The organism is Stutzerimonas stutzeri RCH2, assembly GCF_000327065.1.
Taxonomy (GTDB): domain Bacteria; phylum Pseudomonadota; class Gammaproteobacteria; order Pseudomonadales; family Pseudomonadaceae; genus Stutzerimonas; species Stutzerimonas stutzeri_AE.
Genome location: NC_019936.1, coordinates 1,010,884 through 1,036,432 on the forward strand (window position 1 = coordinate 1,010,884; position 25,549 = coordinate 1,036,432).

The following is a 25,549-nucleotide window of genomic DNA, read 5'->3' on the forward strand; positions in this document are numbered from 1 at the left end:
ACGGCCCACTAGGAGGTGCCATGAGCAACCCGCGTTATCCCGAAGAATTCAAGATTGAAGCGGTCAAGCACATCACTGAACGCGGCTTGCGCGTTGCCGATGTAGCAGAGCGTCTAGGCGTGTCCGCGCACAGCCTGTACGCCTGGGTAAAGCGCTACAGCAAACCCCAAGTACAGCGGCAGCAGGTAGATGATCAGCAGGCTGAGCTGCGTCGCTTGCGCGCGGAACTCAAGCGGGTGACCGAAGAGCGAGACATTCTAAAAAAGGCCGCCGCGTACTTTGCCAAGGAGTCAGGCTGAAGTACGCCTTCATCAGCAAACTGTCGGTGGAGTACCCGGTGCGGCGTCTCTGCCAGACCCTCAAGGTGCATCCCAGCGGTTACTACGCCTGGCTGGTCGAGCCGAAATCGGTACGCGCCAAGGAAGATCAACGCCTGCTCGGATTGATCAAGCATGCCTGGTTGGAAAGCGGCGGGGTCTACGGCTACCGCAAGATCCACGACGACCTGCGTGAGCTGGGCGAGCCCTGTGGCCGGCACCGTGTGGCTCGCCTGATGAGGAGAGAGGGGCTGCGCTCGCAGACCGGTTATCGCCGGCGCCCCGGGTACTACGGTGGCAAGCCGCCAGTGGCCTCGCCCAACCGTCTAGAGCGGCAGTTCAATGTCAGTGAACCGAACAAGGTCTGGGTCACCGACATCACTTACATCCGCACGTATGAGGGCTGGTTGTACTTGGCAGTGGTTCTGGATCTGTTTTCTCGCCAAGTGATCGGCTGGTCGATGAAGCCTCGGATGTGCAGCGACCTGGCCATTGATGCGTTGCTGATGGCTGTGTGGCGGCGCAAGCCCAAGCAGGAAGTGATGATCCATTCCGACCAGGGCAGCCAGTTCAGCAGCTCGGACTGGCAGAGTTTCCTCAAGGCCAACAACCTGATCAGCAGCATGAGTCGACGCGGTAACTGTCACGACAACGCGGTCGCGGAAAGCTTTTTCTAGTTGCTGAAGCGGGAACGCATCCGACGGAAAACCTACGGAACCCGCGAAGAAGCCCGCAGTGATGTGTTCGATTACATCGAGATGTTCTATAACCCCAAGCGCCGGCACAGCAGCGCTATGCAGCTATCGCCAGTGGAGTTTGAAAAGCGCTATTTCCAGAGCTTGGAGAGTGTCTAGGAAAGCTGGGGCGATTCACTTTGGCAAGGTTTCCGGTCCTCAAAGCCAGCAACGGATCGCGGGAATTATCTGCAATTATCTCGACATAGATAATTGGTCGATTGTTAACCAGTCGCCCTATCCCGGCGGTCACAGCAGCCTCAACCATCAAACGCCTCCTTGTCATGGACAGCACTCGGAGAAAGCGGCACATTGCCATACTGTCAAAGCACTCAATTCGGAAGCTCCGATCGTGCTGACTATGCTGCATCAGGTTCAAACGGGTAGCGCCTTGCGCACTCAAGGTATGGAAACTTTGGTCGTGAGGACTTCAAATGATTAGTCGGGGTTCAGAGTGGCATCGGTGGGAACCACATATTCATGCTCCTGGCACCGTGCTCAACAATCAGTTTGGATCTGCAAATCCGTGGGGAGAGTATCTCTCGAGCCTCGAGAAACTAACGCCACAGATCGAAGCCATTGCCGTAACTGACTACTACGTTACGGACACCTACGAAGAGTTTCTCAGGCACAAAGCCGCAGGCCGATTGCCAGGCGTGAAGCTAATTTTCCCCAACATCGAGCTGCGCCTCGATGTAGCTGCAAAGTCGGGGTTCGTGAACATCCACCTCTTGGTAAGCCCGGAAGACCCGGAGCATTTGTCTGAGGTCAAACGCCTCCTCAAGCGGCTTCAGTTTCCAGCATTCAATGACAACTTTGACTGCACACGCGAAGAGCTGATCAAGCTCGGCAAGCGTGCTGACCAGTCAATCATTGATGATGAGGCGGCTCTACGGCACGGCGCAACGCAGTTCAAAGTCAATTTCAACCTGCTGCGAAAGGTCTTTCACGAGAGTGAATGGGCAAAGAAAAATATCCTGATCGCGGTAGCCGGTGGGTCTGGTGATGGTACGTCCGGATTGCGCCAGGCTGCCGATGCAACGGTTCGCCAGGAAATCGAGAAGTTCGCCCACATCATTTTCTCGAGCAGTCTGTCTCAGCGAGAGTTCTGGCTTGGCCTGCGGCCTGGTATGACTGCAGCTGACTTGCGCAGTCGATATGACGGTTGTAAGCCTTGTTTGCATGGGAGTGACTCCCATAACCAACAATCCGTGGGGCAGCCTGTCGACAATCGTTTTTCGTGGATCAAAGGAGGGCTGGAGTTCGACTCGCTTCGCCAGGCCTGCATTGATCCCGAAGGTCGGGCCTATGTTGGAGAAGTGCCACCCCGTACGGCAATGCCTTCCCAAGTCATCTCTCACGTCAGGATCGATGATGCGGACTGGCTAACAACGCCGGACATACCTCTGAACCCAGGCTTAGTAGCAATCATTGGCGCGCGTGGCTCAGGTAAGACCGCCTTGGCAGACATAATCGCCGCAGGTTGTGAGGCGATTTCGCCATTCGGATGGAGTGCTGATGAAGCTATCAGCCCATCATTCCTTGCCCGTGCACGCCAGCTGCTTGGCGATGCTTCAACGACGCTATCCTGGGGCGGTGGAGCAGAGATTACGCGCTCCCTCGATGGCAGGGATGCGAATGGGCATTTGTCATTTCCTCGGGCGCGCTATTTGTCTCAGCAGTTCGTCGAGGAGCTTTGCTCGGCTAAAGGTGTTTCTGATGGTCTTGTAGAGGAGATCGAGCGAGTCATTTTTGATTCGCACTCGCCGGATGATCGCGACGGTGCCATTGATTTCGCAGAGCTTCGAGATCAGCTCACTGCACGATTCCAACAGGCTCGTGAGCGCGAAGCCGGCGCGCTAGAAGACATCTCAAGTCGAATTGCTACCGAGCTTGAAAAGGAAGGCCTCGTAGCCGCGCTGACTACCCAAGTCGCTCAGAAGAAGAAGCTGATCGCAGATTACAACGCTGACCTGGCAAAGCTGGTCGTCAAAGGCACTGAGGCCCACGTTAATCGCCACACCGAACTCAGCCAGGTGGCTCAAAGCCTTCGCTCCAAGATTCAATCCTTCGGCAACCAGCGTCGGACCTATGAAGCGCTGCAGGATGAAGTTCGAAGCATGCGCGCGACGCGTGCACCAGAAATGCTTCGCCAAGCTCGTGAGCGTCATTCGAACAGCGGACTAAGCGACCAGCAGTGGGACGATTTTTTGCTGGTGTATAAGGGCGACGTCGATGAGGGCCTCGCGTCATACATCAAGTGGGCCGACGGAGAAGTCCGTAAATTAAATGGCATCGCACCACCGCTTGGCGATCCGAATGTCCCTCTTATCGATGGGGCTACCGATCTCTCTAAGCTACCACTAGCGCCCATCGCAGCTGAGATGACACGCCTTGAGGCACTGTTCAGTGCTGACAAGATCGTGCGGGATCAGTACACGACGCTAGCAGCACGGATCGCGCAGGAAAACACTGCACTTCAGGTACTCGAGTCACGTCTCGCTGATGCAGTTGGAGCCGAGGCCCGTCGCAAGGCCTTGCAAGCCGAGCGTAATGACACGTACGGACGCGTTTTCGACGCCATTATTAACGAGCAGAACGCGTTGGCCAGCTTGTATGAACCATTAATGGCCCGGCTCGCAGCATCTTCCGGCACCCTCAAAAAACTCAGCTTCTCGGTTCGCCGCATAGCCGATGTTGAAAGCTGGGGAACAATCGCCGAGGAGGAACTGCTTGATCGGCGGAAGGCTGGTCCATTTTATGGCCGCGGCTCACTAATCAAAGCAGCCATCCAAGAACTAAAGGCAGCGTGGGAAACCGGCTCGGCACCGGAAGTGCAGGAAGCGATGACCTCCTTCATGGAAAAGTACAGCAAGGATCTGCTAACACATGCGCCTTATGTACAGTCCCAGCAAACTGAGTTTCGTGCCTGGTCGAAGCAGTTTGCACATTGGCTTTTTGGAACCGATCACCTGACCGTTCGCTATGAAATTTCCTACGACGGCGTCGATATTCGAAAGCTCTCTCCTGGAACGCGGGGCATCGTCCTTTTGCTCCTGTATCTAGCACTAGATGATGCGGACGATCGTCCCCTGATCATCGACCAGCCTGAAGAAAACTTAGACCCCAAGTCGGTGTTCGATGAGTTGGTGTCGCTTTTCATTGCAGCGAAGGCAAAGCGTCAGGTGATCATGGTCACCCACAACGCAAACTTGGTCATTAATACTGATGCCGATCAAATCATTGTGGCCGCGTCAGGCCCCAATGTAGATGGTGGCCTGCCTCCGATCACCTACATATCAGGTGGGCTAGAAAACGAGGAGATTCGGCAATCTGTTTGCGAAATCCTCGAAGGAGGCACGACAGCTTTCCAGGAGCGAGCAAGAAGGCTAAGGGTTCGACTCGACAGATAAAGTCAGCCGAGAGCAGCATCATTAGGAGTTCCGATGAGCACACCCATCACGTTAACCGTGGGCGACATCGAGCTCACCTACAACACGACCTATATGGGCATTGACCATGGGATGCTCTTCCAAGAGTTAGATCGTAAGTGTCGACGCCATAAATACATCAATTATGAGTACTACGAGCAACACCCTGACGAGGACGTCTCCCAGAGTGAAATGTGCTTTTGTCGTCCGCTTAGGTCGCTCATTCCAAGACTCGAACTGCTTGGTTATACGCTCCCAGCGGTAAAGGCCGAATATGATCGCCTCGCAATGCAGGATCACGAGCAGCGACTGGATACGGAAGCCCCTGAGCGAACTGACACATCTGGGCTGCTGGATTTCGATCAGTTCGTAGCCTTCATACGAACCTATGCCGTGAGCAAACTTAGCGACGAGTACAACGCTGACTACGACGAGGAGCACAGGGCAAAACGCGGTTTTTTCTCGCACGAGGCCGCCATAGAGCAACTGCCGGCAGGCGCTCTGTATCGAGAGACTGGCGGGTACTCCGAGCGAAGTCATTTTGGCAACCTGCTAGGGTTTCTCAGCCCCTATTCAACGCTGAGAGTTCTTGCCGAAAATCCAGAAAATTTAGACCTTGAGGTCGTCTGGGACTACGGTAAATTCGTTAGCGCAGGCTGGGCGCAGAACAGTGATTTTGTTGCCGGCGCACGTCGCACCCAAACGTACTTAATTGCAACGGAAGGATCATCTGACACCCACATCCTGAAGCGAGCAATCGCGCTCCTTCTCCCTGAGGTTCAGGACTTCTTCAAGTTCATGGAAGTGGCAGATCGGCACCCTTTCTCTGGCACGGGCAACCTGGCCAAATTCGCGGAAGGGCTCGTCAAAATCGACGTCCACAATCGAGTCGTTTTTCTCTTTGACAACGACGCAGAAGGTCACGATGCGTTCCGCAGCCTGCAGCGCTTCAACTTCCCCGTGAACATGTGCGCGATGGTCCTTCCTGACCTAGAGGAGCTGCGCAGTTTTCCCGCACGAGGCCCTGATGGGGTATCCAACGCTGATCTCAATGGTCGAGCTGCGGCGATCGAATGCTATTTGGATCTGCGACTGAAAGACCGCAATCCACCGCAAGTGACTTGGACGAACTACAAAGAGAAATTGGATGTCTATCAAGGCTCACTTGACTTCAAGGAAAGCTATGCCGATGCGTTCTACAAAGCGAGTGCAGAGGCTATCGCCGCCAATGAGTACGACGTGAGCAAGCTACGAATCGTGCTAGGTGCTCTTTTACGACAGTGCAGTCAGATGGCTGAACAAATGCACTCTGTGGAATAGCACGCAGAGCTCTAGCCGTATGGCCTGCAGGCATTGATGGCAGCCCCATTCAGGGCTGCCTGGTGAAGTCAGATTACGCGCTTGATGCTGATGTAATCGCCCTGAGTGCGCAGGGTAACTGTCACCGGTTTGCTAGTTCGATTGCGCCAGAACCAACCGTGCTTGCCATCGAATGCAGCCTCCAGAACACCCGAGTCTTCCGCGGTTGAACGTCCTTTCCCATAGCCGTGGTAGAAGTCGCGCGGCGCGTTGTAAGGATCGCCGTGGGTGTCGTAGTTAACGACGCCGCCATTGGCAGTCCAGAGGTAGTTCACCTTGGCTCCCTGCTTCATTTCCAGCTTCACTTCGGCGCCCTGGTTCGGGCTCAAGGTGATGCTCATTTCATGCTGCAGACCAGCTGCCTGCTCAGGCGCAGTCGGTTGCTCTGGAGCGGGAATGACCTCGACAGGAGCTGATGGGGAAGTTGCCGGGGCGGTAGGTGCTACGGCGATAGCTTCAGCTGGCGGCGGAGTTGGAGTCTGAGCTGCGACCTCATCGGCGCGGGCCTCGTCAGCCAGCTGGATCTTCACCTCACCCATCTGGGTGAGTCCAAGTGCTCGGCCCACGCCAGTGGGGTCGATCGCATATTCCGAAGGCATTACCACAGTAACCAGAAGCACGCAGGCAATGATTGCCGCGATGATCGTGGAGCGCAGTAGCTGTGCTGTCGAGGGGAGTTCGTTAAGGGTCGGAAGCTTGGTATTGAACATAGAAAGAATTCCTTACTGAGAGACGATCAGGCCGGTGATCTGGTAGCCCATGAGCAAGAAGCCGGCGCTCATCATGGCGACGTTGGCGGTATAGGCGTGGCGCCAGAAGCTGGCGGTACGTCGCCAGTAGCCCATCAGAATTAGAATGCCGCCGAGAGCCAGTAGCTGGCCGATCTCGACACCTACGTTGAAGGCAATCAGGTTGGCGATCAGGCCGTCAGAAGAGATCTCGAACTCCTGGATCTTGGTAGCCAGACCGAAGCCATGAAGCAGGCCGAAGATCAGCGTTGCTGCGCGGGTGTCGGGTTGATAGCCAAACCAGCGCTGGAAGGCGCCGAGGTTATCCAGGGCCTTGTAGACGACCGAAAAGCCGATGATGGCGTCGATCACATAAGAGCTGATGCTGATGTTGCTCAGCACCCCAAAGAGCAGGGTGATGGAGTGACCAAGCGCGAACAGCGTGACGTACAGCCCTACGTCCTTCAGGCGGTAGAGGAAGAAGATCACACCGAACAGGAACAGCAGGTGGTCGTAGCCGGTGATCATGTGTTTGGCGCCCATATAGATGAAGGGCATCAACATCACGCCGGTACTTTCCTGGATGAAGCCCTTGTCTCCTTCGGGCACACCGTGGGCCAGCGCCTCAGGCATGACTGCCATCAGTAGAGCGATGGCAAGCAGGGGCAGAAAAAGCGGTCGACGCAGGCGTGCGATCAGCGCCGTTGCCCCGCTCAGGGGAAGCGAATTCATAACGATTTCCTAGGTTGTAGTGGTCTGGGCCGCAAGGCGGCCGGTTTCAGAACACAACCTAGAGCGTGGTGGCCGTTCGATCAGGTAGATCGGCACTTCAGGGACAGTTGCCCGCAACGCGTTGGGAGGGGTTTCCCGCTCGGGGCGTGACAGCAGTGTCAGCGCCGACCCGAGATAAGGGATCTCATGGCTATGGTCAGCCGCATGTTTGTGGCTCGGGAACGCCGGCGCGTCCACATCATGGGAATGACCATGGGGCACAGCGCCAGAGTAATCACCCGGTATCAGCGGAGTCTTGATGGCGGCCAGCGAATGCCCTACCCAGGCCAATAGCAAGGCCAGTATCAATGCGATAACGGGTTTCTTCGAGGCGCTACGACTAGCCATTTTTCTATGTCTTGCATCTCGCGATGAGCGAATAGGGTCGTTTGACCGTATCCCCCCCAGGGGGATAGGATGCGAGCGTAAATCATCGAGACATAGGACTCAAGGCATGAGCGATCACGAGCACAGCCATGGCCATCGGCACCAGAGCCACAGCGATGTCGTGAAGCGCCTGAAACGCGCTGAGGGTCATCTGCGCAGCATCATCACCATGATCGAGGATGGTCGTGAGTGCGTTGATATCGCGCAGCAGCTGCATGCCGTTGAGAAGGCCGTGTGCCAGGCCAAGCGCACCCTGATTCAAGATCACATCGATCACTGTCTGGAGCACACGATGGACGCTCTCGCCACTGGCGAGCGCACCTCCCTTGAAGACTTCAAGCAGATCACGAAGTACCTGTAGGTCTCCCTATGTCGAGCTTTGCCGAATTACTGCAGCAGGGTGCGTCCCACGCTTGGCTGTACTTCCCCAGCGCTATCCTCCTGGGGGCATTGCATGGCCTGGAGCCGGGCCACTCGAAGACCATGATGGCGGCCTTCATCGTCGCCATCCGGGGCACCGTAAAGCAGGCAATCCTGCTGGGTTTGGCAGCGACAATCTCGCACACAGCAGTGGTCTGGCTGGTGGCCATGGGTGGCATGTATCTGGGCCAGAACCTGAATGCCGAAACGACAGAGCCGTACTTCCAGCTCGCTTCTGCCGCGATCATCATCACCATCGCGTTGTGGATGCTCTGGCGCACCTGGCGTGGGGAGCAGATGTGGCGTTTCGAAGAAGGTGATCACGCGCATGATCACCATCACGATGAGACCCGCCGAATCGATACCGGACACGGGCGCATCGAGCTTTCGATCTTTGAAGAAGGTGTTCCCCCGCGCTGGCGCTTGCGCACCCTGAGTGGCCATTCCTGGCCGGCAGAGGACGTGAGCCTGTCGACGACACGCCCAGACGGAACAGCTCAGCTATTCCGCTTTGTGCAGTGCGGCGAATACCTGGAGTCGGAGTCAGAGATCCCCGAACCCCATCAGTTCACCGCGCGCCTGAGCCTTGGTCACGTGGGCCATTCGCACGATTACGACCTCGATTTCCATGAGCACGACCACGGCCACGACCATTCCGATCTGCAGGGCCTGGAGCTGTCGGTGGAGGGGTATCAGGATGCTCATGAGCGAGCCCACGCCAACGACATCCGCAACCGCTTCAATAACCGCAACGTCACCACTGGGCAGATCATCCTATTCGGCCTGACCGGGGGACTGATCCCTTGTCCCGCCGCAATCACGGTGTTGTTGCTGTGCCTGCAGGTGAAGGAAGTCGCACTCGGGGCTGTTCTGGTGCTGTGCTTTAGTGTCGGTCTGGCGCTGACGCTGGTGTCCGTCGGCGCAGCTGCCGCAGTAGGCGCTCGCCAGGCCTCTAATCGTTGGCCATGGCTGGGGGCAGTCGCGCGTCGCGCGCCCTACCTCTCGAGCGTGCTCATCATTGGTGTCGGTATCTATGTCGGCGTTCATGGCTGGATCGGTCTGACCGCCTAAATGTGGGAGCTATCAGGCTACCTGGGCCTATTCCTCGCGGCCTTCAGTGCCGCGACTTTGATCCCTGCACAGTCCGAGGCAGTGCTCACCGGCCTGCTGATAAGTGGCAACTACTCGGTGGTCATGCTGTTGGTGGTGGCTACAGCAGGAAACGTTCTGGGTTCCGCGCTCAACTGGCTGCTCGGTCTCTACATTGAGCGTTACCGGCACAAGCGCTGGTTTCCAGTCAGTGACGACAAGCTGGCCCGCGCGCAGCGGGCCTACCACCGCTACGGTCGTTGGTCACTGCTGCTGAGCTGGGTGCCGATCATTGGCGACCCGCTGACCCTGATTGCCGGCGTCATGCGCGAACCCTTTTGGAGCTTCTTATTGATCGTGCTGCTGGCCAAGGCTGCTCGATACTTGGTGCTCACCGTGGTGACCCTCGGGATCATGGGGTAATGCGCTCGACCAGCCTGGATCTCGTCAAATGGCTCGCCATGCTGACGATGGTCATAGACCACCTGCGCTATCTCTGGCCTGAAGAGACAGCCTGGCTGTTCGTGGTTGGACGCTTCGCCTTCCCACTGTTCTGCGTGGGTATTGCCGCCAACGTGTCACGTTCACGCCCAGGAGATCTGTACAGCGATAACAACTTTCGTTATCTGAGCTGGCTACTGGCTTTTAGCCTCATATCCGAGCTGCCGTATCGGGCGTTGTCCGAGATGAGCAATACGCTGAATGTCATGCCGACACTGATGTTGGGGCTCATAGTTGCTTGGAGTGTCCATCACAGCGATCGTGCAGGCTTGATGCTGGGGCTATTCACGTTGACCGTTGCGACAGTGCTTCATGATCGGCTGATGTACGGCGCGTTTGGAGTCCTGCTGCCGGCCACCATGGTGTTAGCAGTGCAGCGCCCCGGGGTCACCTGGCTCATACCCGCAGTCATCAGCGTGTTGGCCAATAGCCGTGACGGTTGGATCGGAGCTGGTCCCTTTGGCACCTGGTGGGCCATGGCCACGACCTTTGCGGCTCCGCTGGTTGGCCTGTGGCTATTGCGCCAGAAAATCACCCAACACATATGGCCAGTGGGGCGCTGGGGTTACTACTTCTACCCCGGCCATCTAGCGGTGCTGGCGTTGTTTCGTGCGGCTCTCTGACCGGTCGATCAAAATCCCCTTGCTCAATGCAGGCCTTTTGCCATAATCCGGAGTGTGACCTAGATCACATATAAGAGCCAATCGAAACGGAGTTTGAACATGAAGAAGCTTTCTGCCGCCCTGATCGCCACCGTGATTGCCCTGTCCTCTGCTGTCGCAGTTGCCCATAGCGGAGGCACCGACTCGAAGGGCTGCCATACCAACCACTCCACGGGCGAGTACCACTGCCATTGATTTAGGCAGTGCTGGCCGCCTCTCGTGAGGCGGCCAGAACCAGATGGCTAGACCAAATCGCACACCGGCTGCTTGGCTTCACGCCAACCTGCAAAGCCGTCGACGAGATACCGCGCATCCAGTCCCATTGCCCAGAGAGTAGCGGCACACCCCTGGCTGATCTCATGCCCATGAGCGCAGTAAAGAATCACGGGGCGATCCCGTGGCACTTGATCCTTCCAAGAGAAAAGCTGTTCGGGGTCATACCATTTCGCCTCAGCGATCTGTGCTCCGTCAGCGTTGCGTGCGATAGCTCGGCGCACATCGAGTAACTCAAAGCAGCGACCTGAAGCCTGCCACTCAGCGAGCTCGCGAATCGATATGCGCTCCATAACCTCTCCCTAACGCAACAGGTGGATAGCCAAACCCACAAGAGCACATCCCACCAACACCTGGATGACTCCACGCTTGAAGCGGAAAAGTGCGACTGCGGCACCGACAGCGATCAACGCCGAGAGCCAATCGAAGCTGCCAGCAAAACCCTCAGGCCACAGCACGTGATAGCCGAAGAACAGCGCCAGGTTGAGGATGACGCCAACCACCGCAGCAGTAATGCCGGTCAGCGGCGCGGTGAACTTCAGTTCGTTGTGGGTGGATTCCACCAGCGGCCCGCCGGCGAGGATGAACAGGAACGAGGGCAGGAAGGTAAACCAGGTGACGAGGCTGGCTGCTACAGCGCCGGCAAGGAATGCCTGTTCTGGCCCGAAGACCTGATGCACATAGGCACCAACGAAGCCCACGAAGGCCACCACCATGATCAGCGGCCCTGGGGTGGTCTCGCCCAGCGCCAGGCCATCGATCATCTGGGTGGGGGTCAGCCAGCCGTAATGGCCTACCGCGCCCTGATAGACATACGGCAATACCGCATAGGCGCCGCCGAAGGTGAGTAGAGCAGCCTTGGTGAAGAACCAGCCCATTTGAGTCAGGGTGCCCTCCCAACCATATAGGGCGGTCAGTAGCCCCATCGGCAAGGCCCACAGCACAGCTCCTACGGCGACCAACAGAGCCAAGCGCGACCAGCGGAAGCGCGCATGCGCCGGCGGTGGCGTGTCATCGTCGATCAATGCCGGCCCATAGGACTGTTTGGATGCCCCATGCCCACCACCGACGCTGAACTTGTCCGGGGCATAGCGTCCGCCCAGGTAGCCAATCATGGCCGCCCCTAGAACGATCAGCGGGAACGGGATATTGAGGGCGAAGATCGCCACGAAGGAGGCAGCAGCGATCGCCCACAACCAGTTGTTTTTCAGCGCGCGTGAACCGATACGGTGGGCAGCCTGAACAACGATGGCGGTGACGGCGGGTTTGATGCCGTAAAACAATCCCGCCACCACCGGCACTTCGCCGAAAGCGATGTAGACCCAGGACAGGGCGATCAGGATGAACAGTGAGGGCAGCACAAACAGTACGCCGGCGATCACCCCACCCCAAGTGCGATGCATGAGCCAGCCGATATAGGTGGCCAGTTGCTGAGCCTCCGGGCCTGGCAGGAGCATGCAGTAGTTCAACGCATGCAGGAAACGGCGCTCCGAGATCCAGCGCCGCCGCTCCACCAGCTCCTGGTGCATGATCGAGATCTGCCCGGCTGGGCCACCGAAGCTGATGAAACCGAGTTTCAGCCAGAACAGAAATGCCTCGAGTAGGCCAATTTTTTCTACCCTGTCCTGGTCTTGCTCTGTCGCTTGCATGGCTGTCTCACTCATCACTCTGTCCTTCCTTGCCGAATGCAGCCAGCAGCCCATCGAAGATGGCGCAGGCCGCAGCCAATAACTGATCGTCGTTTTCGATGCTGGCTCGCAGTCCGGCCAGTACGCGCTCTACACCCGTTGCTTCTGTGGGTTGCGCGCCCCCCACGTCCAGGTAGTGAACTAGAGCCCCTACGCGCTGAAGCCCTGGAGCCTCCAGCCCGAAGCTGGCCTGCAGGGTTTCGAAGGTGACCTTGTTGCCGACATGGCTGAACTGGGCACCATCGAAATCGAACCCAAGTGCTTCCGCAGGGCACGCATCAAGAGAGGGAAGCCAGAGGATGCTGGCACCTGGATCGATGAAGCGGCGGATCAGCCAGGCGCTGGCCAGGCGGTCCACCCAGGGGCGCTGGCGAGTCGCCCAGGTTCGCCCTTGGTAGTCCCGCGGGTCGAGTTGCTCGATGATTTGCTCGTGGCTGGTGGGCTCATCCTTGGAAAGCGCGCGGTTGATGGCCACTTCGAGGTCACGCAGCAGCGCGTCTGCCTGTTGCAGAGCTGCGCCCGGAAAGAAGTCGATGGCTTGGATCTGCGCGAACGACTTGCGCAGCTTGCGGGCCTGGCGAGCAGTCGCCAGTGCGTTCTCGGGCGTCAGCTGGGCCAGTTGGGGCTCAACCTCCGAGCGCAACCTGGTGTAGTCGTCGCCACGGTCAAAGAGAGGTATGAAGCGCTCACCCTGGGGATCAGTGACCGGCAGGAGCGACGCCGAGCCACCACTATCCAGCACGTCACGCTCGACGGACTCCAGTACCTCACGACTAGCCGAGCCATCCGGCAATAGGTACACGCCGTCGCGAAGAACGGCAGCTCCTGCACTCTTCAGCGTCCGCCAAGCCCGCATTCGCTCGGCGGCATTTGCCGTAGGCAGTGCCATCACGAGACATAGCCAATTAATCAATGTAGCGATCTCACCAAATATGTTCGATCTCTACATTACTCTGCGGCTGCTCTATTTGGAACTGCGATATGGGCTCTGCAGCGTCAGTGACTGCTTATCTCCGGGCACCGGCAAAGCGAACTGTCGGTGTGGTGCGAATGACTGTCGGAGGGATGCGAATAGGTGTCGGTGGCGTGCGAATGGCTGCCGGAGGGATGCGAATAGGTGTCGGGGCGTGCGAATGGCTGTCGGAGGATGCGAATAGGTGTCGATGTGTGCGAAAGGCTGTCGATTTTGAAAAACGCGTTGTGTCGGTTTTGCGTGCGAATCAGTGTTGGTTAGGCATGCGAATTAGTGTCGGAACCAATGCGAATACTCACATGGGAAACTGCTTTGTGTGTCTCAGTCTACCGTTTGGGCACGGAGGGAGAAAACTAAGGACCGACCTATTTCGCGAGTGATCCAGTCATCGAGAGGCTGGCAGGGATAGCGCTGCGGAGTGTTTGTCAGCCAGAGATGTGCGTACTTTCCTGACATATGAAGTGGTGGGTTCGCAGAATGGGAGGTGACCAAGCGGCGGCCGTTGCATAGAAACGTCGCGCATCCCGTAGAGGAAGCGGACGTGAGCAGGCTTCTTCCGCTTTAGCAGAGGTAGCCATGCATAGCATCGAAATTCGAGCTAGCCATTTACCTGCGGCAAATGAAGAAAGCTGCCTTTTTTGACAACAATGGCAGCCGCTTCGCGAAGGCAGTTGATCATTTTGGTCTTATTGCTCGGTCTCGCTCCACATTCGTTTCGCTTACCTGCAAACGCCCAAAATGCTCAACTGCCCCATACTTGAAGATTTCAAGTATGGGGCGCGGGGGCATACTTGAAGGAACGCTTCGCTGCTTCAAGTATGCCCCCGCAATTTTGTTGTCAAATCATAGCCGCCAGGCGTTGCCTGGCCGAAATGGCGATTGTGCACAGACGTGAGCTGCGCCATTCGCGGGCGCTGCCGCCCCGGCCTCAATCATAAGCCCGATCACCGCGGCACACTTGTCTTACGACCGCCATGTCACATGACTCGAGTGCTGCAGTCTCGCCGTGTCACTCGTAGGGCTTGCGGCAGTTAGTGAGTGTCGATGCGCCGGGTGACCGTGCCGTGTGTCTGTCACAGTGGCGTTATGAAGCGGTGTCCGGTCTGATGCCAAAGCGCCCACGCTTCAAGTGAAATTTGTGTGGCAGCAGCCGACTGTCACGGAATTCGCGTCGCAGCGGATGCAAGTTCTTCGATGGTGGACTGTGCTCAGCGATAGGGCGTGCCAACCGTCGCCGCAAGCGATGCCCGGAGTTGCGTGAAAATTCGGTTTCTTTCCTGTTGTGTTGAGAACTAAAAAGGCCGCAGATTAGCTGCGGCCTTTTATTCATCCTGTCTCATAACCATCTCCAAGCGATGATCGTTCCCACTCTATGCGTTAGTGAAGCTGCAGCTTGCTTTCCTACCGCGCTTTCCGCGTCCCGCCTGGCTATGGAGCAGCATTTTAAAATGTTCCCAGCGAATCTCGTCGGTCTGGATGTTGTAAGTCAGGCCGCGCTCCATCTGCTCCAGCAGTCTCAAACTCAGCGGCTTTTCCAAGTAGTGGTCTGCTGTGACCTCCGGAGCGCTGCCCTCATGGCCAAGCAGATAGGCGATCGTGGACGGAGATATGCCTGACCGTTCCAGCCGGACGGCAAACGAACGACGGAGACTTTTAAAATTGAGCCCGCCATTAACGGCCGGCGGACAATGCTGACCGATGTATCCCGTTCCCGTACACGGCCCGCAGAAAAAACGACTCGGATCGCGGGAGTATAAGTGCTTCGGGTCAAAGCTCAGCTCGCCGAAAAGCAATGCATCGTTGCCATCGGCCTGACGTCGTTCCTCTACGAAATTTATAAAACCCATCTCCACAAGCTTCGTGCAGATCGGAATCTGCCGTGCCGATGAGCCCGTTTTTAGCGACTTGTTGTAGCCGTTATCGTTAATGTCGATGAGCTCTACGCCGTGGACATCCCGGATCACATCATGCACACGAAGCTGGCAGAGTTCATTGAGCCGCGCGCCGGTGTAGAGTCCGAGAGGAAGCAACCAGAACCGATACGGCTTGGCGTCTTGGTAGACCTTGGGCAGTGTGCCCGCGAGGTACTTTTGGTAAGGCCAGCCGGAGAGCATCTGAATCAGGTTGCTATCTAGAAATGGCTTGGTGACCTCGGCCTGTTTTGTACTGCAAGTAGCAACCTTGATCGCATCAGTAATCAGCTTGCTCTCCAGCGCCTCGTCTAGCATGCGATTGAACAGCTGGTAATAGGTCGTGAGGTTTGCGCCTTTACTTCCCGAAGCCGAGTTCTGCTTCAGTAACAATGGCAACTGATCCTTTAGACGCTGCACATCAGCTCGATCAAGCTCAGCGACTCGGCGTGTAGGGTTATCTCGGGTCAGGATGACTTTCAGCTTTTCCATTCGAGCCCGTAGCATATGCTCGGACTTTCCTGCGTAAGTGTTTTCTCGCAGGAAGCGGGACAGCGTAGTGTCCATGAACTCGGTAAGTAACGGTGAAGAGTGGAAGCGGTTGATCGCGTCCGTTACCGCGGAGATGTTCGCCAAGGCGATTCGCAAGTGCTCTTCATGGCCAGGCTCTACAATCAGACTCAGGCCCTTATAAAAAGGAATGGAGATAGGGGACGTTACATTCATATATACCTCACGGTGGGTGAGGCTTGAGATTATTACTGTATAAATGAACAGTCAAGATAATCTATTGTAAAGGCACCTTCGATAGCTTTTATTGACACTTTGTCAATAATTGAGGGATGTGTAAAAAGGGCAGGAGCAGGGCCCCCGCCTCTGTTTGGCTAGGCCTTATGCGTACGATTTCCAGTGGCGTTTAGGGGCTCGCACGTTCGGAAATGGCGTGCCCACCGGCCGCCCGACTTTGAAGTCACCTTGTGCTTTTTTTAGCTCCTGATAGTGCCGGTAATGGATGTGATCCAAGCCAAGCCCGAAATCGATTTTGTCGATCTCGTCCTTGAGGACGTCTGACGGATAGCAGTCGCCATAGCCGCCAGTTGTACTTTTATCAGCGTGACCCACGAGTGCTTTAGCTTTCGCGAGGTCGAGGTTCTGTCTGCGGAATTGGTTGATAAAAGTATGCCGTAGGCCGTGATACGTCAGGCCCTCCTCTCCGAGGCCGCAGAGCCCCAAGTAGCCATGACTGCTCTGGCTTGAGCCCAGGTACCAACGACTCGCAACGTGCCCAGGAGAAAGATCACCGTAGACACGGATATTTTCGAAAAGAGGAGCTTTCATATCCTGCTTAACTATGTCCAGGCGAGCTTGGTGATAGTCGAGGAAGCCTGTCTCGATCAGCTGCTTGTGAATGGGCACTAGCCGTTCAGAGTCGGACGTTTTGAGTTGCTTCGACCCTGTCCGATTGATGCTGATGATCCAAGCGCCGAGCTCCTGCCGAATGTCTTCGAGCCGTAGCTGGCACAGCTCGCTGAGCCTCGCGCCGGTATAGAGGCCAAGCAGCGGCAACCAAAACTTGTAGTCGTCCAGACGCCAGCGAGGCGGCTGGGTCAGCGTGTAGGCCGGGCCGTGAAGAAGTTTCTCGATCTGGCTTGGGCTATAGGTGCGCTTCCTCGGGGCCTCGGCACCTTTGGTGCTGAATGCCAATCCGGCCGCGATATTTTCGGTGATGTGGCCTTGATCATGTGCGTAGGTGACAAGCGCCCGTGCCAGCTCAAAGAACTTTTTCGCGGTGCGTGGATTGATCGGCTCAAATTTCCCGTCGCTGATGATCTTGCTCAGCGGCTGATTACGGGTGGCGCGAAGGCGGTGCCGGTTCTTCGGATAGCTGCGCAGATGATCGCGTAGCGTGTTGAATTCAGCACGAGTCAGCGTTTCGACTTGCCGGTGCCCGCCAAGCAGCTCGCACAGGCCTTCCAGGCGGGCCCGAGCGGTAATGCGGGTCCGCGGATTAGCCCAGGCTCCTTCACGAATTTGCCGTTCTTCGTATTCCTTTACCAAAGCTGCGAGGCTCAACCCTGCGTTTGGACCGCACGCCGGCGAGACAATGCGTTCGTTGACAGAGGGCTGCGTAAAGAGGGTTTCAAGCTTGGCTTTCTGCGCGTCGGGCAGAACGCTCCCGAGCGCATTCAGCAACGCGAGCGTGCCAGGATCCTGTGGCGGTGCCGCAGCATCTGTCGGCGAGTTCAGCTCCGGAATCGTCTGCATAGGCTCGGTGGTTGCAGCAGAACCCAACATCCGCCGAACCAGGTCACCGATTTCCTGCATGGCTTGGGCGTAAGGATCTTGGTGATCGTCTTCCTGAAAGTAACGCAACAGCACCTTATCAACCTTCTGCAGCGTATACGTCAGCATGAGGACCGCAATGATGATGGAGCTAGTGAGCAGCTCAACCCGAAAGCTTTTCTTTTCTCTCAGATGCGCTTTCATGCACAGCGGATCAAGTTCGATAAGCATCACATAAAGCCCCGATTCCTCCTGCACCAAGAGCGCTCGATCAATGATGCGGAGCTTCAGATGCATCGCGTTGGCTTGCTGAAGATGAAAATGCAAAGCTTGCCGAGATTGCGGTAGTGCTGGGGGGATGTGCATGAGATTCCGACCCTGGTCTGGGCGGGCATGGCACAGGTATTCATAAAGCGTCATCGCTGTAAATGCAGGAGATTCTTTCGAATAGCGCCCTGGAGAGGGTGGGACGGTCTCGAGTACATCAAGGGCGGCGTAAATGTACCGGGCAGCGTCGCTGGCGACATTGTGATCGCAGGTTCCGAGCGGCCAGTCGAATCGTACGAATCCAACGCCAAGCGCTTTCACCAGTGCGGGCGTTGGTGTCAGTGCGAAGAAAATTTCGCACCCTGGCTCGTGACTATAGAGCACCACTCGCTCGGCACTGTCCTTCATCATGCGAGCGTGGGCGACCGAAAGGTCTTGGTTCGCGAGCTTCATTGGCGACGGGCGGACTTTCCAAACCCGGTCGGCGAATTTGAGTGCTTCCGCTACCGCTAAGTGAAACCTTTGAAGGTCAGCCAACAGTCGGTCAGAAAAGAGCTCGACATAGTGCTCGGTCGCCTTGGCAAGGAACTGCTCGAAAGCCGTGTTCAGATACCTCGCAAGGTCGCGGGCAAGCGCTTCGTCGTGGCTGAGCGACCACCGGATTTGCGCAGGCAGTTTCGGGTTGGCCGCGAAATGCTTCGGGAATGTGAGGTAGTACTGGAAGCCAGTGTTGGCTTGATAGACGAGGTGCGGAACACCTGTTTTGCTTTGGCGCTTGGACATGATGGCATACCTTTTGGATTCACAGACGGACTGTGAGTAATCCAATGCCATCAAATCTGGCCTGAAACCCGCGTTCTAGACGGGTTTCAGTGTTGAATTGGTGGAGCCGGGGGGATTTGAACCCCCGTCCGCCAGCTCTCCGCTATCGGTTCTACATGCTTAGCCAGATCTACTGAGTTAACTCCGCGCCGCCCGATTGGCAGGGTGCTTGGAGCGAGCTGTATGAGTTTTAGCCGTTACGTCTACAGCGAACTTGGCGGCGATCCTGTTCTGTCTGACAGTCCTTTCGGGTTTACAGGCATCCCCTAGTGACCGCTGGAGCCGAAGCTACCAGATGAAGGTTAGGCGGCTAGCGCGTACCCTTCGTAGTTGTCGTCGTTGGCAACTATAGGTTTGCAACAGTTTATTTACGAGTTCTGTTACCAACTCGGCATGCCCCTCAAGTTTTGTTACCGGCGTCGAATCCTAATCGGCCCCTGGTGACGCTTGTGGTGCTGGGGCGGGAGTGTACGGCGATCCTTTCGGGATGTCGATCACTTTTTAATCATGCTGGTTAAAAAATATACAGGCAACTGCGGCAGGATCGCTCGCACGATCCCGCCGCCTTGGCTCAGTTGCCGGCGCCGGAGCCGGAGCCTGCGGTGCCGCCGCTACCGGAGCTGCCAGGGCCTTTCAGCTCTTGCAGGGCTTTGGTTGAGTGGGCGATGCAGGCTTCGGTATCGCCGGACTGTTGAGCTTGGCGTGCCTGCTGGACGTATTCCTCGACTTTGCTTTTGGCCGGCTCACCCAGGGTCGCGGTGTTGGTGGCCATGTTGTCATCGATTTCCTGCAGGTTGGTCTGGCACAGGTCGTTCTGGGCGAAGACGGCGGGGCTGGCGAGCAGTACCGCGGATGCGAGCAGTGCGTGAACTTTCATGGTGGGTCCTCCAGTCTTGTGGACTTCCCGGGCCTGCCTGATAACTGCTGAAACGGCGGCGCCGAGTCGAATCGAACCCGTCAGGGGCTCTAAAATTCCGACTGCGATTGCGCGTGAGCGTTCATCGAAGCGACACAAACGAAACGGCCCCGCTCCGCTGAGCAGGGCCATAACGCCTGTGCTAGAGCGTTGGCGTCGCTGTTTTACTGCGCGTTACGCGATCCACCAGGTAGACCAGTCCGTGATAGTCGATCTCGCCATGACGTGACAGGCCGATCTCGCAGGTGCGGCTGGTGGAGATGCCTTCATCGCATATCTGCACCGCATCTTTAAGGCTGCGCAGGGCGTGACAGTTGAGTTCCGGCGTGGTGAAGCCTTTGTCACCAGCGAAACCGCAGCAATGAATGCCCTCCGGAACCACGACTTCCTTGGCGCAGCGGCGGGCGATATCGATCAGTGCCTGCGCTTCGCCCAGGTGCTGGGTGCTGCAGGTGACGTGCACGGCAATCGCTTTTTCCTGTGGCACGAAGTCCAGCTTGTCGAGCAGGTACGTGCGGATGAAGCGCACCGGATCGTACAGGTCGAGGCGCTGATCGGTTAGGCCCTGGACCAGGCGCAGGGTGCAGGGGCTGGTGTCGCAGTAGATCGGGTCGAGCCCGCCGCGACTGGCTTTGAGCAGCGCGTCGAGCATCTCCTGGCGCTTGCGTTCGCCCTGTTCGGCATAGCCCTTGGAGGCGAACGGCTGGCCGCAGCACAGGTCGTTCAGCTGTTCGGGGAAGATCACCTGGTAGCCGGCCTTTTCCAGCAGGCTGCGGGTCTTGTCCAGTAGCGGCTCCTGCTCCTGGTCGCGTGCGGCCGGCGCCATTGCTCGGGAAACGCAGGCGGCCAGGTAGACCACGCGCGGACGCTCATCCTGAGCGGTGGGCTTGGGCAGATGCAGGCGTTGCAGCGGCTGCGGCGTGGCTGGGGTCCATTGCGGCACGCGGCCCTTGCTGGCGTTGGTCATGGTCGCGGACAGCTTGGCCAGGCGCTTGGTACCGAGGATGATGTGCGCGCCGTTGGCGGCATGCAGCATGAAACGGGTGCCCTGCACGGCTGTGGCGAAATGGTCGGCCAGCCAGTTGGCGGCGCCGGTTTTGCTCGCTTCACGCCCGCGCAGTTTGCGTATCAGGTCGCCAGTGTTGATGCCGACCGGACAGCGCTGGGCGCAGAGGCCGGTGGCGGCGCAGGTTTCGATGCCGTGGTAGTGGTAGAGGCGCTCGATCTCGGTGGTGTCGACACCGGCGCGCTTGCGTGCCTGGATGTCGCGCCAGATGACGATGCGCTGGCGTGGGGTGAGGGTCAGTCCGTTGGACGGGCAGACCGGCTCGCAGAAACCGCACTCGATGCACTTGTCGACGATCTCGTCGGCGGCGGGCATCGGCTTGAGGTTCTTCAGGTGGATGTCCGGGTCTTCGGAGAGCACCACGTCCGGGTTGAGGATGCCGGTGGGGTCGAGCAAGCGCTTGATCTTCCACATCAGCGCGTAGGCTTCGCTGCCCCATTCCAGCTCGACGAAGGGCGCCATGTTGCGCCCGGTGCCGTGCTCGGCCTTGAGCGCGCCGCCGAATTCGACGGCGACCAGCTGCGCCACTTCGCCCATGAAGGCTTCGTAACGGGCGACCTGGGCCGGATCATCGAAGCCCTGGGTGAAGACGAAGTGCAGGTTGCCCTCCAGCGCGTGGCCGAAGAGGATCGCCTCGTCGTAGCGGTGCTTGTCGAGCAGTTCGATCAGGCGGTTGACGCCCTCGGCCAGGCGCTCGACGGGGAAGGTGACGTCTTCGATGATCACCGTGGTGCCGGTCTGGCGCACGGCGCCGACTGCCGGGAAGGTGTCTTTGCGGATCTTCCACAGCTGGTTGTAGATCACCGGGTCTTCGCTGAAGTCGACCTGCTTTTCCACCGGGAAATGCGCGATGGAAGTCATGATCAGGTTGATCTGCTCATGCAGCAGCGACTGGCTGGCTGCGCGCGATTCGATCAACAGTGCGCAGGCAGTCGGCGACAGTTCCTTCACCCACTCCGGCATGCCGACCTTGTGCTCGACCGAGCGCAGGCTGCGACGGTCGAGCAGCTCCACGGCGGACACCGGTTGCTGCTTGAGCACCGGTACGGCCAGGCAGCAGGTTTCCACGTCGGGGAACACCACCAGCGCGCTGGCCTTGTGCGGATGGTCCGGTACGGTGTCGTAGGTCACCGCGCTGATGAAGCCCAGCGTGCCTTCGGAACCGACCATCAGGTGGTTGAGGATATCCAGCGGCTCGTCGTAGTCGACCAGCGCATTGAGCGAAAAGCCGGTGGTGTTCTTCAGGCGGTACTTGTGACGGATCTTCGCCGCGAGTTCGCTGTTGGCGCGGGTCTCGCGCCCGAGTTCGGCCAGCTGTTCGAGCAGTGCTGCGTGGCTCTGGCGGAAGGCGTCGACGCTGGCGGCATCTTCGCTGTCGACCACAGTGCCGTCTGCCAGTACGACACGCAGCCCGGCGAGGGTCTTGTACGTGTTCTGCGCAGTGCCGCAGCACATGCCGCTGGAGTTGTTGGCAACGATGCCGCCGATCTTCGCTGCGTTGATCGAGGCGGGATCAGGGCCGATCTTGCGCTGAAACGGCGCGAGTACGGCGTTGGCGTTGGCGCCGATTACACCCGGCTGCAGGCGGATCTGCTCGCCGCCGTTGCGAATCTCTCGGCCGTTCCAGTTGTCACCGAGCACGATCAGCACCGAGTCGCTGATCGCCTGGCCGGACAGGCTGGTGCCCGCGGCGCGGAAGGTCACCGGGACGTTCTCCGCATGAGCCAGTTTTAGCAGCGCGATCACCTCGGCTTCGGATTCGACGCGCACCACCAGCTTGGGAATCAGCCGGTAAAAGCTGGCGTCGGTGCCGAAGGCGAGGGTGGAGAGCGGATCGTCGAAGCGCCGCTCGACCGGGATCACGCGCTCGACTTCGCGGAGGAACTCGGCCGGCAGCGGCGCGCGTTCAAGCTGCGCGGCCGCGTTCATGCGTCCTCCAAGATCAGCAGGATCAGATCCTTCGGGCCGTGGGCACCGTAGGCCAGCACCTGTTCGATGTCGGCGGTTTTCGACGGGCCGGAGACCAGCAGCGCATTGGTCGGCATGCCGGCGGCCCACTGGAACTTCTGCTGGATCTCGTAGAAGTTGTCGTGGATCTCACTGGCCTTGAGGATGGCGAAATGCACCGGTGGCACCAGACTCATCAGGCGCGGCTCCTCTCGGGTCGGCCACATGATCAGGCTGCCGGTGGAGGCGATGGCGCCGAGGGTGCCGGTGAGGCTCGCCGGGGTGTCGTTGAACAGCTCGTCCTTCCAGTCCTCGACCGGGCGGTCGTAGGCCTTCAGCGTCGGCAGGCCCTCGCGGCCGGCGCAATGCGCGGTGAAGCGCTGGCCGTACGGCGTGGTCGGCGCGATCAGCAGGCTCGGCAGTTGACGATCGTGCAGCAGCTGTTCGAGCAGGGCGGGCCAACCGGCGTCGGTGGTCAGGTGGATCTCGGTGTGCACCGCTTCCATCAGCTGGCGCAAGCGGGCGATACGCTGCTCGGGCGCATAGCTCCAGGGTTGGGTGACCAGCGATACGTCGTAGTCATCGACGATAGGCGTGGTGCCCTCCAGGCTGTTCTTCAGCTTGGCGAGGATATTGGCCTTGGCGCTCATCGCTTGCCCTCCAGGTGCTCGCGGGCCAGCTCGTGCAGCGAGCGGGCGGCAGGTTTCGGTGCGCTGTGGTTCTGCGTCCAGGGGCCGATGTTCGATGGCGTCAGGCCGCGCAGGCGAGTGGCGAAGAAGCCGAACACGCGGTACAGCGTCGGGTTGGTGTTGAGCAGGCGCCAGCCGGCCCACATCAATCGTTCTTTCTTCGAGTATTTGCTGCCCTGGCCGCGCATGACCTTGTGCGGATCGTCCGGTGCCTTGATGTTCTCCTCACGCAGGCGCCGCAGGATGGACGGGATCGGGATCTTCACCGGGCAGACTTCGCCGCAGGCGCCGCACAGCGACGAAGCGCTGGGGTGATCCGGCACCTTGTCCAGGCCGACCATGTGCGGCGTGATGATCTTGCCGATCGGTCCCGGGTAGACCTCGCCGTAGGTGTGGCCGCCGACGCGGGTGTACACCGGGCAGTGGTTCATGCAGGCGCCGCAGCGGATGCAGTTCAGCGTCTGGCGCAGCTCGCTGTCGGCGAAAGCCTGGCTGCGGCCGTTGTCCAGCAGGATCAAATGCACTTCCTGCGGGCCGTCGAGCTCGTCGGCCTTGCGCGGGCTGGAGATCATGTTGACGTAGGTGGTGATCGGCTGGCCCAGTGCCGAGCGGGTCAGCAGCGAAAGCAGCGGGACCACGTCACGCAGGTTCTCGACTACCTTCTCGATGCCGGTGACAGCGATATGTACCGGCGGCACGCCGGTGGACATGCGCCCGTTGCCCTCGTTTTCCACGAGCAACAGGGTGCCGGTCTCAGCCACCGCGAAGTTCACGCCGGAGACGCCGATATCGGCCTCGAAGAACTTCTGGCGCAGGGTGCGGCGGCCGATCTGAATGAGTTGGTCGACGTCCTTGGTGTACTCCACGCCGAGTTTCTCGTGGAACAGGGACGCGACCTGGCCGGCGTTCTTGTGGATTGCCGGCATGATGATATGGGAAGGCTTTTCGTGGTCGAGCTGGACGATGTACTCGCCCATGTCCGATTCCAGGCATTCGATGCCATGGCCTTCGAGGAAATGGTTCATCTCCATCTCTTCGCTGACCATCGATTTGCCCTTGATCACTTGGCGCGCCTCATGAGCGCGGGCGATCTCGAGGACGATGTTGTTCGCCTCTTCAACCGTCTCCGCCCAGTGCACGTTCACACCGTTACGGGTCAGGTTGGTTTCCAGCCGCTCGAGCAGTTCGGGCAGCTTGGACAGTGCGCGGGCGCGGATACGGTTGCCCATCTCGCGCAGCCGCTCGCGTTCGTCGGCATCGCTGAAGGCCACGGCGCGCTTGGTCATCAGCGAGTCCATGGCGGTGCGGAAGTTGCGCCGCAGCTGGTCGTCCTTCAGGGACTTGCGCGCGCGGGCGCGGAAGTCCGGGTCACCGGCGTTCTCGATCTGTATCGCGGGAATACGCTGTTCGGCGTTCATCGGGCACCTCCGGTGCGTTGCCAGAGGAAGCTCGCCAGATGCTGGCCGCGCAGGGCTTCACGCTGCTTTTCCAGCGAACCATTGATGTTCATCAGGCAGCCGCAGTCGGCGCTGATCACCTGATGCGCGCCGGATTCCTTCAGTGCGCGGGTCTTGTCCAGCACCATGGCGCCGGAGATATCGGGCATGCGCACGCTGAAGGTGCCGCCGAAGCCGCAGCATTCGCTTTCGTGGTCGTGCTCGACGCGCTCGACCTGGCCCAGCTGGGCAAGCAGGGCGCGGCCGTGCAGGTGGGTGTTCATTTCGCGGCGGGCCGAGCAGGAGGTATGCAGGGCAACCTTGGTCGGCGTGCCGGCGTCCTTGAATTCGACCTTGCAGACATTGAGCAGGAACTCGGCCAGCTCGAAGGTGCGCTCGGCCAAGGCCTGCGCCTTCTTCAGCGTGGCCGGGTCGTCCTTGAACAGGTCCAGATAATGGTGGCGCAGCATGCCGGCGCAGGAGCCGGACGGCACCACCACTGGCCAGTCGTTGGCGAACAGGTCCAGTTGCGCCCGTGCGACGTTGCGGGCCTCGTCGGTGTAGCCGCTGGTGTAGGCCGGCTGACCGCAGCAGGTCTGGCCCTGCGGGTAGTGCACGGTCAATCCTTCGCGTTCGAGCAGGCGGATGGCATCCAGGCCGGCCTCGGGATAGAACAGGTCGACCACGCAGGTACCGAACAGATAAACCTGGCTTGGCTTGGCGGGGTATTCGCGCGGCTTTGGCAGCGGCGGCGCGACGCGGGTAGCGTTCGGCGCAGCATCGTAGAAGAGTTCGCTCATCGGCTTGGTCTCCGGGTTGGCCCGGTTATCCGCAAATGCGGTTTCTGGAATGCAACCGTGCCCCCCAAGCGGGGGCACGA

General features: G+C 58.7%; 20 protein-coding genes, 1 other RNA gene and 1 pseudogene. 8 read left to right on the forward strand and 14 right to left on the reverse strand.

Translation table 11 applies throughout. The annotated features are described in order from the left end of the window. The first annotated feature begins 20 nt into the window (after positions 1 to 20). From PSEST_RS04550 to PSEST_RS04560, 3 genes and pseudogenes are all read left to right on the forward strand, one after another. Positions 21 to 1,171: pseudogene (locus tag PSEST_RS04550) on the forward strand (IS3 family transposase). A 314-nt stretch (positions 1,172 to 1,485) separates the two neighbouring features. Then, positions 1,486 to 4,464, forward strand: a complete 2,979-nt coding sequence (locus PSEST_RS04555; RefSeq protein WP_015275848.1) for a TrlF family AAA-like ATPase — start codon at positions 1,486 to 1,488, stop codon at positions 4,462 to 4,464. A gap of 33 nt (positions 4,465 to 4,497) precedes the next feature. After that, positions 4,498 to 5,802, forward strand: a complete 1,305-nt coding sequence (locus tag PSEST_RS04560) for a HEPN/Toprim-associated domain-containing protein (protein WP_015275849.1) — start codon at positions 4,498 to 4,500, stop codon at positions 5,800 to 5,802. Between the two features lie 68 nt (positions 5,803 to 5,870). Here PSEST_RS04560 and PSEST_RS04565 read toward each other — a convergent pair whose 3' ends face one another. Genes PSEST_RS04565 through PSEST_RS21690 form a run of 3 tightly spaced genes read right to left on the reverse strand, consistent with a single transcriptional unit; the run spans position 5,871 to position 7,688 of the window. Then, complete coding sequence (locus PSEST_RS04565; protein ID WP_015275850.1) at positions 5,871 to 6,551, reverse strand: hypothetical protein; 681 nt, start codon at positions 6,549 to 6,551, stop codon at positions 5,871 to 5,873. Between the two features lie 12 nt (positions 6,552 to 6,563). Continuing rightward, entirely contained in the window at positions 6,564 to 7,301 is a 738-nt protein-coding gene (locus tag PSEST_RS04570; RefSeq protein ID WP_015275851.1) for a HupE/UreJ family protein, read from the reverse strand. A 9-nt stretch (positions 7,302 to 7,310) separates the two neighbouring features. After that, on the reverse strand, positions 7,311 to 7,688 hold the full coding sequence (locus PSEST_RS21690; protein ID WP_074937815.1) for a hypothetical protein: 378 nt from the start codon (positions 7,686 to 7,688) through the stop codon (positions 7,311 to 7,313). Positions 7,689 to 7,794: 106 nt separating this feature from the next. Between PSEST_RS21690 and PSEST_RS04575 the strand changes: the two genes are divergently transcribed. From PSEST_RS04575 to PSEST_RS22070, 5 genes are all read left to right on the forward strand, one after another. Continuing rightward, positions 7,795 to 8,088 carry a metal-sensing transcriptional repressor gene (locus PSEST_RS04575; RefSeq protein WP_015275852.1) on the forward strand — a complete coding sequence of 98 codons (294 nt, stop codon included), beginning with the start codon at positions 7,795 to 7,797 and terminating at the stop codon, positions 8,086 to 8,088. A gap of 8 nt (positions 8,089 to 8,096) precedes the next feature. After that, on the forward strand, positions 8,097 to 9,218 hold the full coding sequence (locus PSEST_RS04580) for a nickel/cobalt efflux protein RcnA (protein WP_015275853.1): 1,122 nt from the start codon (positions 8,097 to 8,099) through the stop codon (positions 9,216 to 9,218). After that, complete coding sequence (locus PSEST_RS04585) at positions 9,219 to 9,659, forward strand: YqaA family protein (protein ID WP_015275854.1); 441 nt, start codon at positions 9,219 to 9,221, stop codon at positions 9,657 to 9,659. Then, complete coding sequence (locus tag PSEST_RS04590) at positions 9,659 to 10,360, forward strand: TraX family protein (protein ID WP_015275855.1); 702 nt, start codon at positions 9,659 to 9,661, stop codon at positions 10,358 to 10,360. The genes PSEST_RS04585 and PSEST_RS04590 overlap by 1 nt, the downstream gene beginning before the upstream one ends. Positions 10,361 to 10,459: 99 nt before the next feature. Continuing rightward, a complete protein-coding gene (locus PSEST_RS22070) occupies positions 10,460 to 10,594 on the forward strand; it encodes a YHYH domain-containing protein (protein WP_015275856.1) in 135 nt (44 codons plus the stop codon). Between the two features lie 47 nt (positions 10,595 to 10,641). Here PSEST_RS22070 and PSEST_RS04595 read toward each other — a convergent pair whose 3' ends face one another. The 11 genes from PSEST_RS04595 to PSEST_RS04640 form a co-directional block, all read right to left on the reverse strand. Further along, a complete protein-coding gene (locus tag PSEST_RS04595; protein ID WP_015275857.1) occupies positions 10,642 to 10,965 on the reverse strand; it encodes a rhodanese-like domain-containing protein in 324 nt (107 codons plus the stop codon). Positions 10,966 to 10,974: 9 nt separating this feature from the next. Beyond that, complete coding sequence (chrA, locus tag PSEST_RS04600) at positions 10,975 to 12,336, reverse strand: chromate efflux transporter (RefSeq protein WP_015275858.1); 1,362 nt, start codon at positions 12,334 to 12,336, stop codon at positions 10,975 to 10,977. After that, positions 12,329 to 13,273 carry a chromate resistance protein ChrB domain-containing protein gene (locus PSEST_RS04605; protein WP_015275859.1) on the reverse strand — a complete coding sequence of 315 codons (945 nt, stop codon included), beginning with the start codon at positions 13,271 to 13,273 and terminating at the stop codon, positions 12,329 to 12,331. Before PSEST_RS04605 ends, chrA begins: the two co-directional genes overlap by 8 nt. 1,430 nt (positions 13,274 to 14,703) lie before the next feature. Further along, the gene (locus PSEST_RS04610; protein WP_015275860.1) at positions 14,704 to 15,969 is read right to left on the reverse strand and encodes a site-specific integrase; all 1,266 of its coding nucleotides are present in this window, start codon (positions 15,967 to 15,969) and stop codon (positions 14,704 to 14,706) included. A gap of 165 nt (positions 15,970 to 16,134) precedes the next feature. Next, complete coding sequence (locus PSEST_RS04615) at positions 16,135 to 18,576, reverse strand: site-specific integrase (protein WP_041756913.1); 2,442 nt, start codon at positions 18,574 to 18,576, stop codon at positions 16,135 to 16,137. Between the two features lie 98 nt (positions 18,577 to 18,674). Beyond that, positions 18,675 to 19,053, reverse strand: a transfer-messenger RNA (tmRNA) gene (gene ssrA / locus PSEST_RS21695). Between the two features lie 133 nt (positions 19,054 to 19,186). Next, positions 19,187 to 19,492 (reverse strand): hypothetical protein, encoded by a 306-nt coding sequence (locus PSEST_RS04620; protein ID WP_015275862.1) that lies wholly within the window; start codon positions 19,490 to 19,492, stop codon positions 19,187 to 19,189. 181 nt (positions 19,493 to 19,673) lie between these two features. Then, complete coding sequence (locus PSEST_RS04625; RefSeq protein WP_015275863.1) at positions 19,674 to 22,526, reverse strand: FAD-binding and (Fe-S)-binding domain-containing protein; 2,853 nt, start codon at positions 22,524 to 22,526, stop codon at positions 19,674 to 19,676. Then, positions 22,523 to 23,194 (reverse strand): LutC/YkgG family protein, encoded by a 672-nt coding sequence (locus PSEST_RS04630; RefSeq protein ID WP_015275864.1) that lies wholly within the window; start codon positions 23,192 to 23,194, stop codon positions 22,523 to 22,525. The genes PSEST_RS04625 and PSEST_RS04630 overlap by 4 nt, the downstream gene beginning before the upstream one ends. After that, a complete protein-coding gene (locus PSEST_RS04635; protein WP_015275865.1) occupies positions 23,191 to 24,651 on the reverse strand; it encodes a LutB/LldF family L-lactate oxidation iron-sulfur protein in 1,461 nt (486 codons plus the stop codon). Before PSEST_RS04635 ends, PSEST_RS04630 begins: the two co-directional genes overlap by 4 nt. After that, entirely contained in the window at positions 24,648 to 25,469 is an 822-nt protein-coding gene (locus tag PSEST_RS04640) for a (Fe-S)-binding protein (protein WP_015275866.1), read from the reverse strand. Before PSEST_RS04640 ends, PSEST_RS04635 begins: the two co-directional genes overlap by 4 nt. Between the last annotated feature and the right edge of the window lie 80 nt (positions 25,470 to 25,549).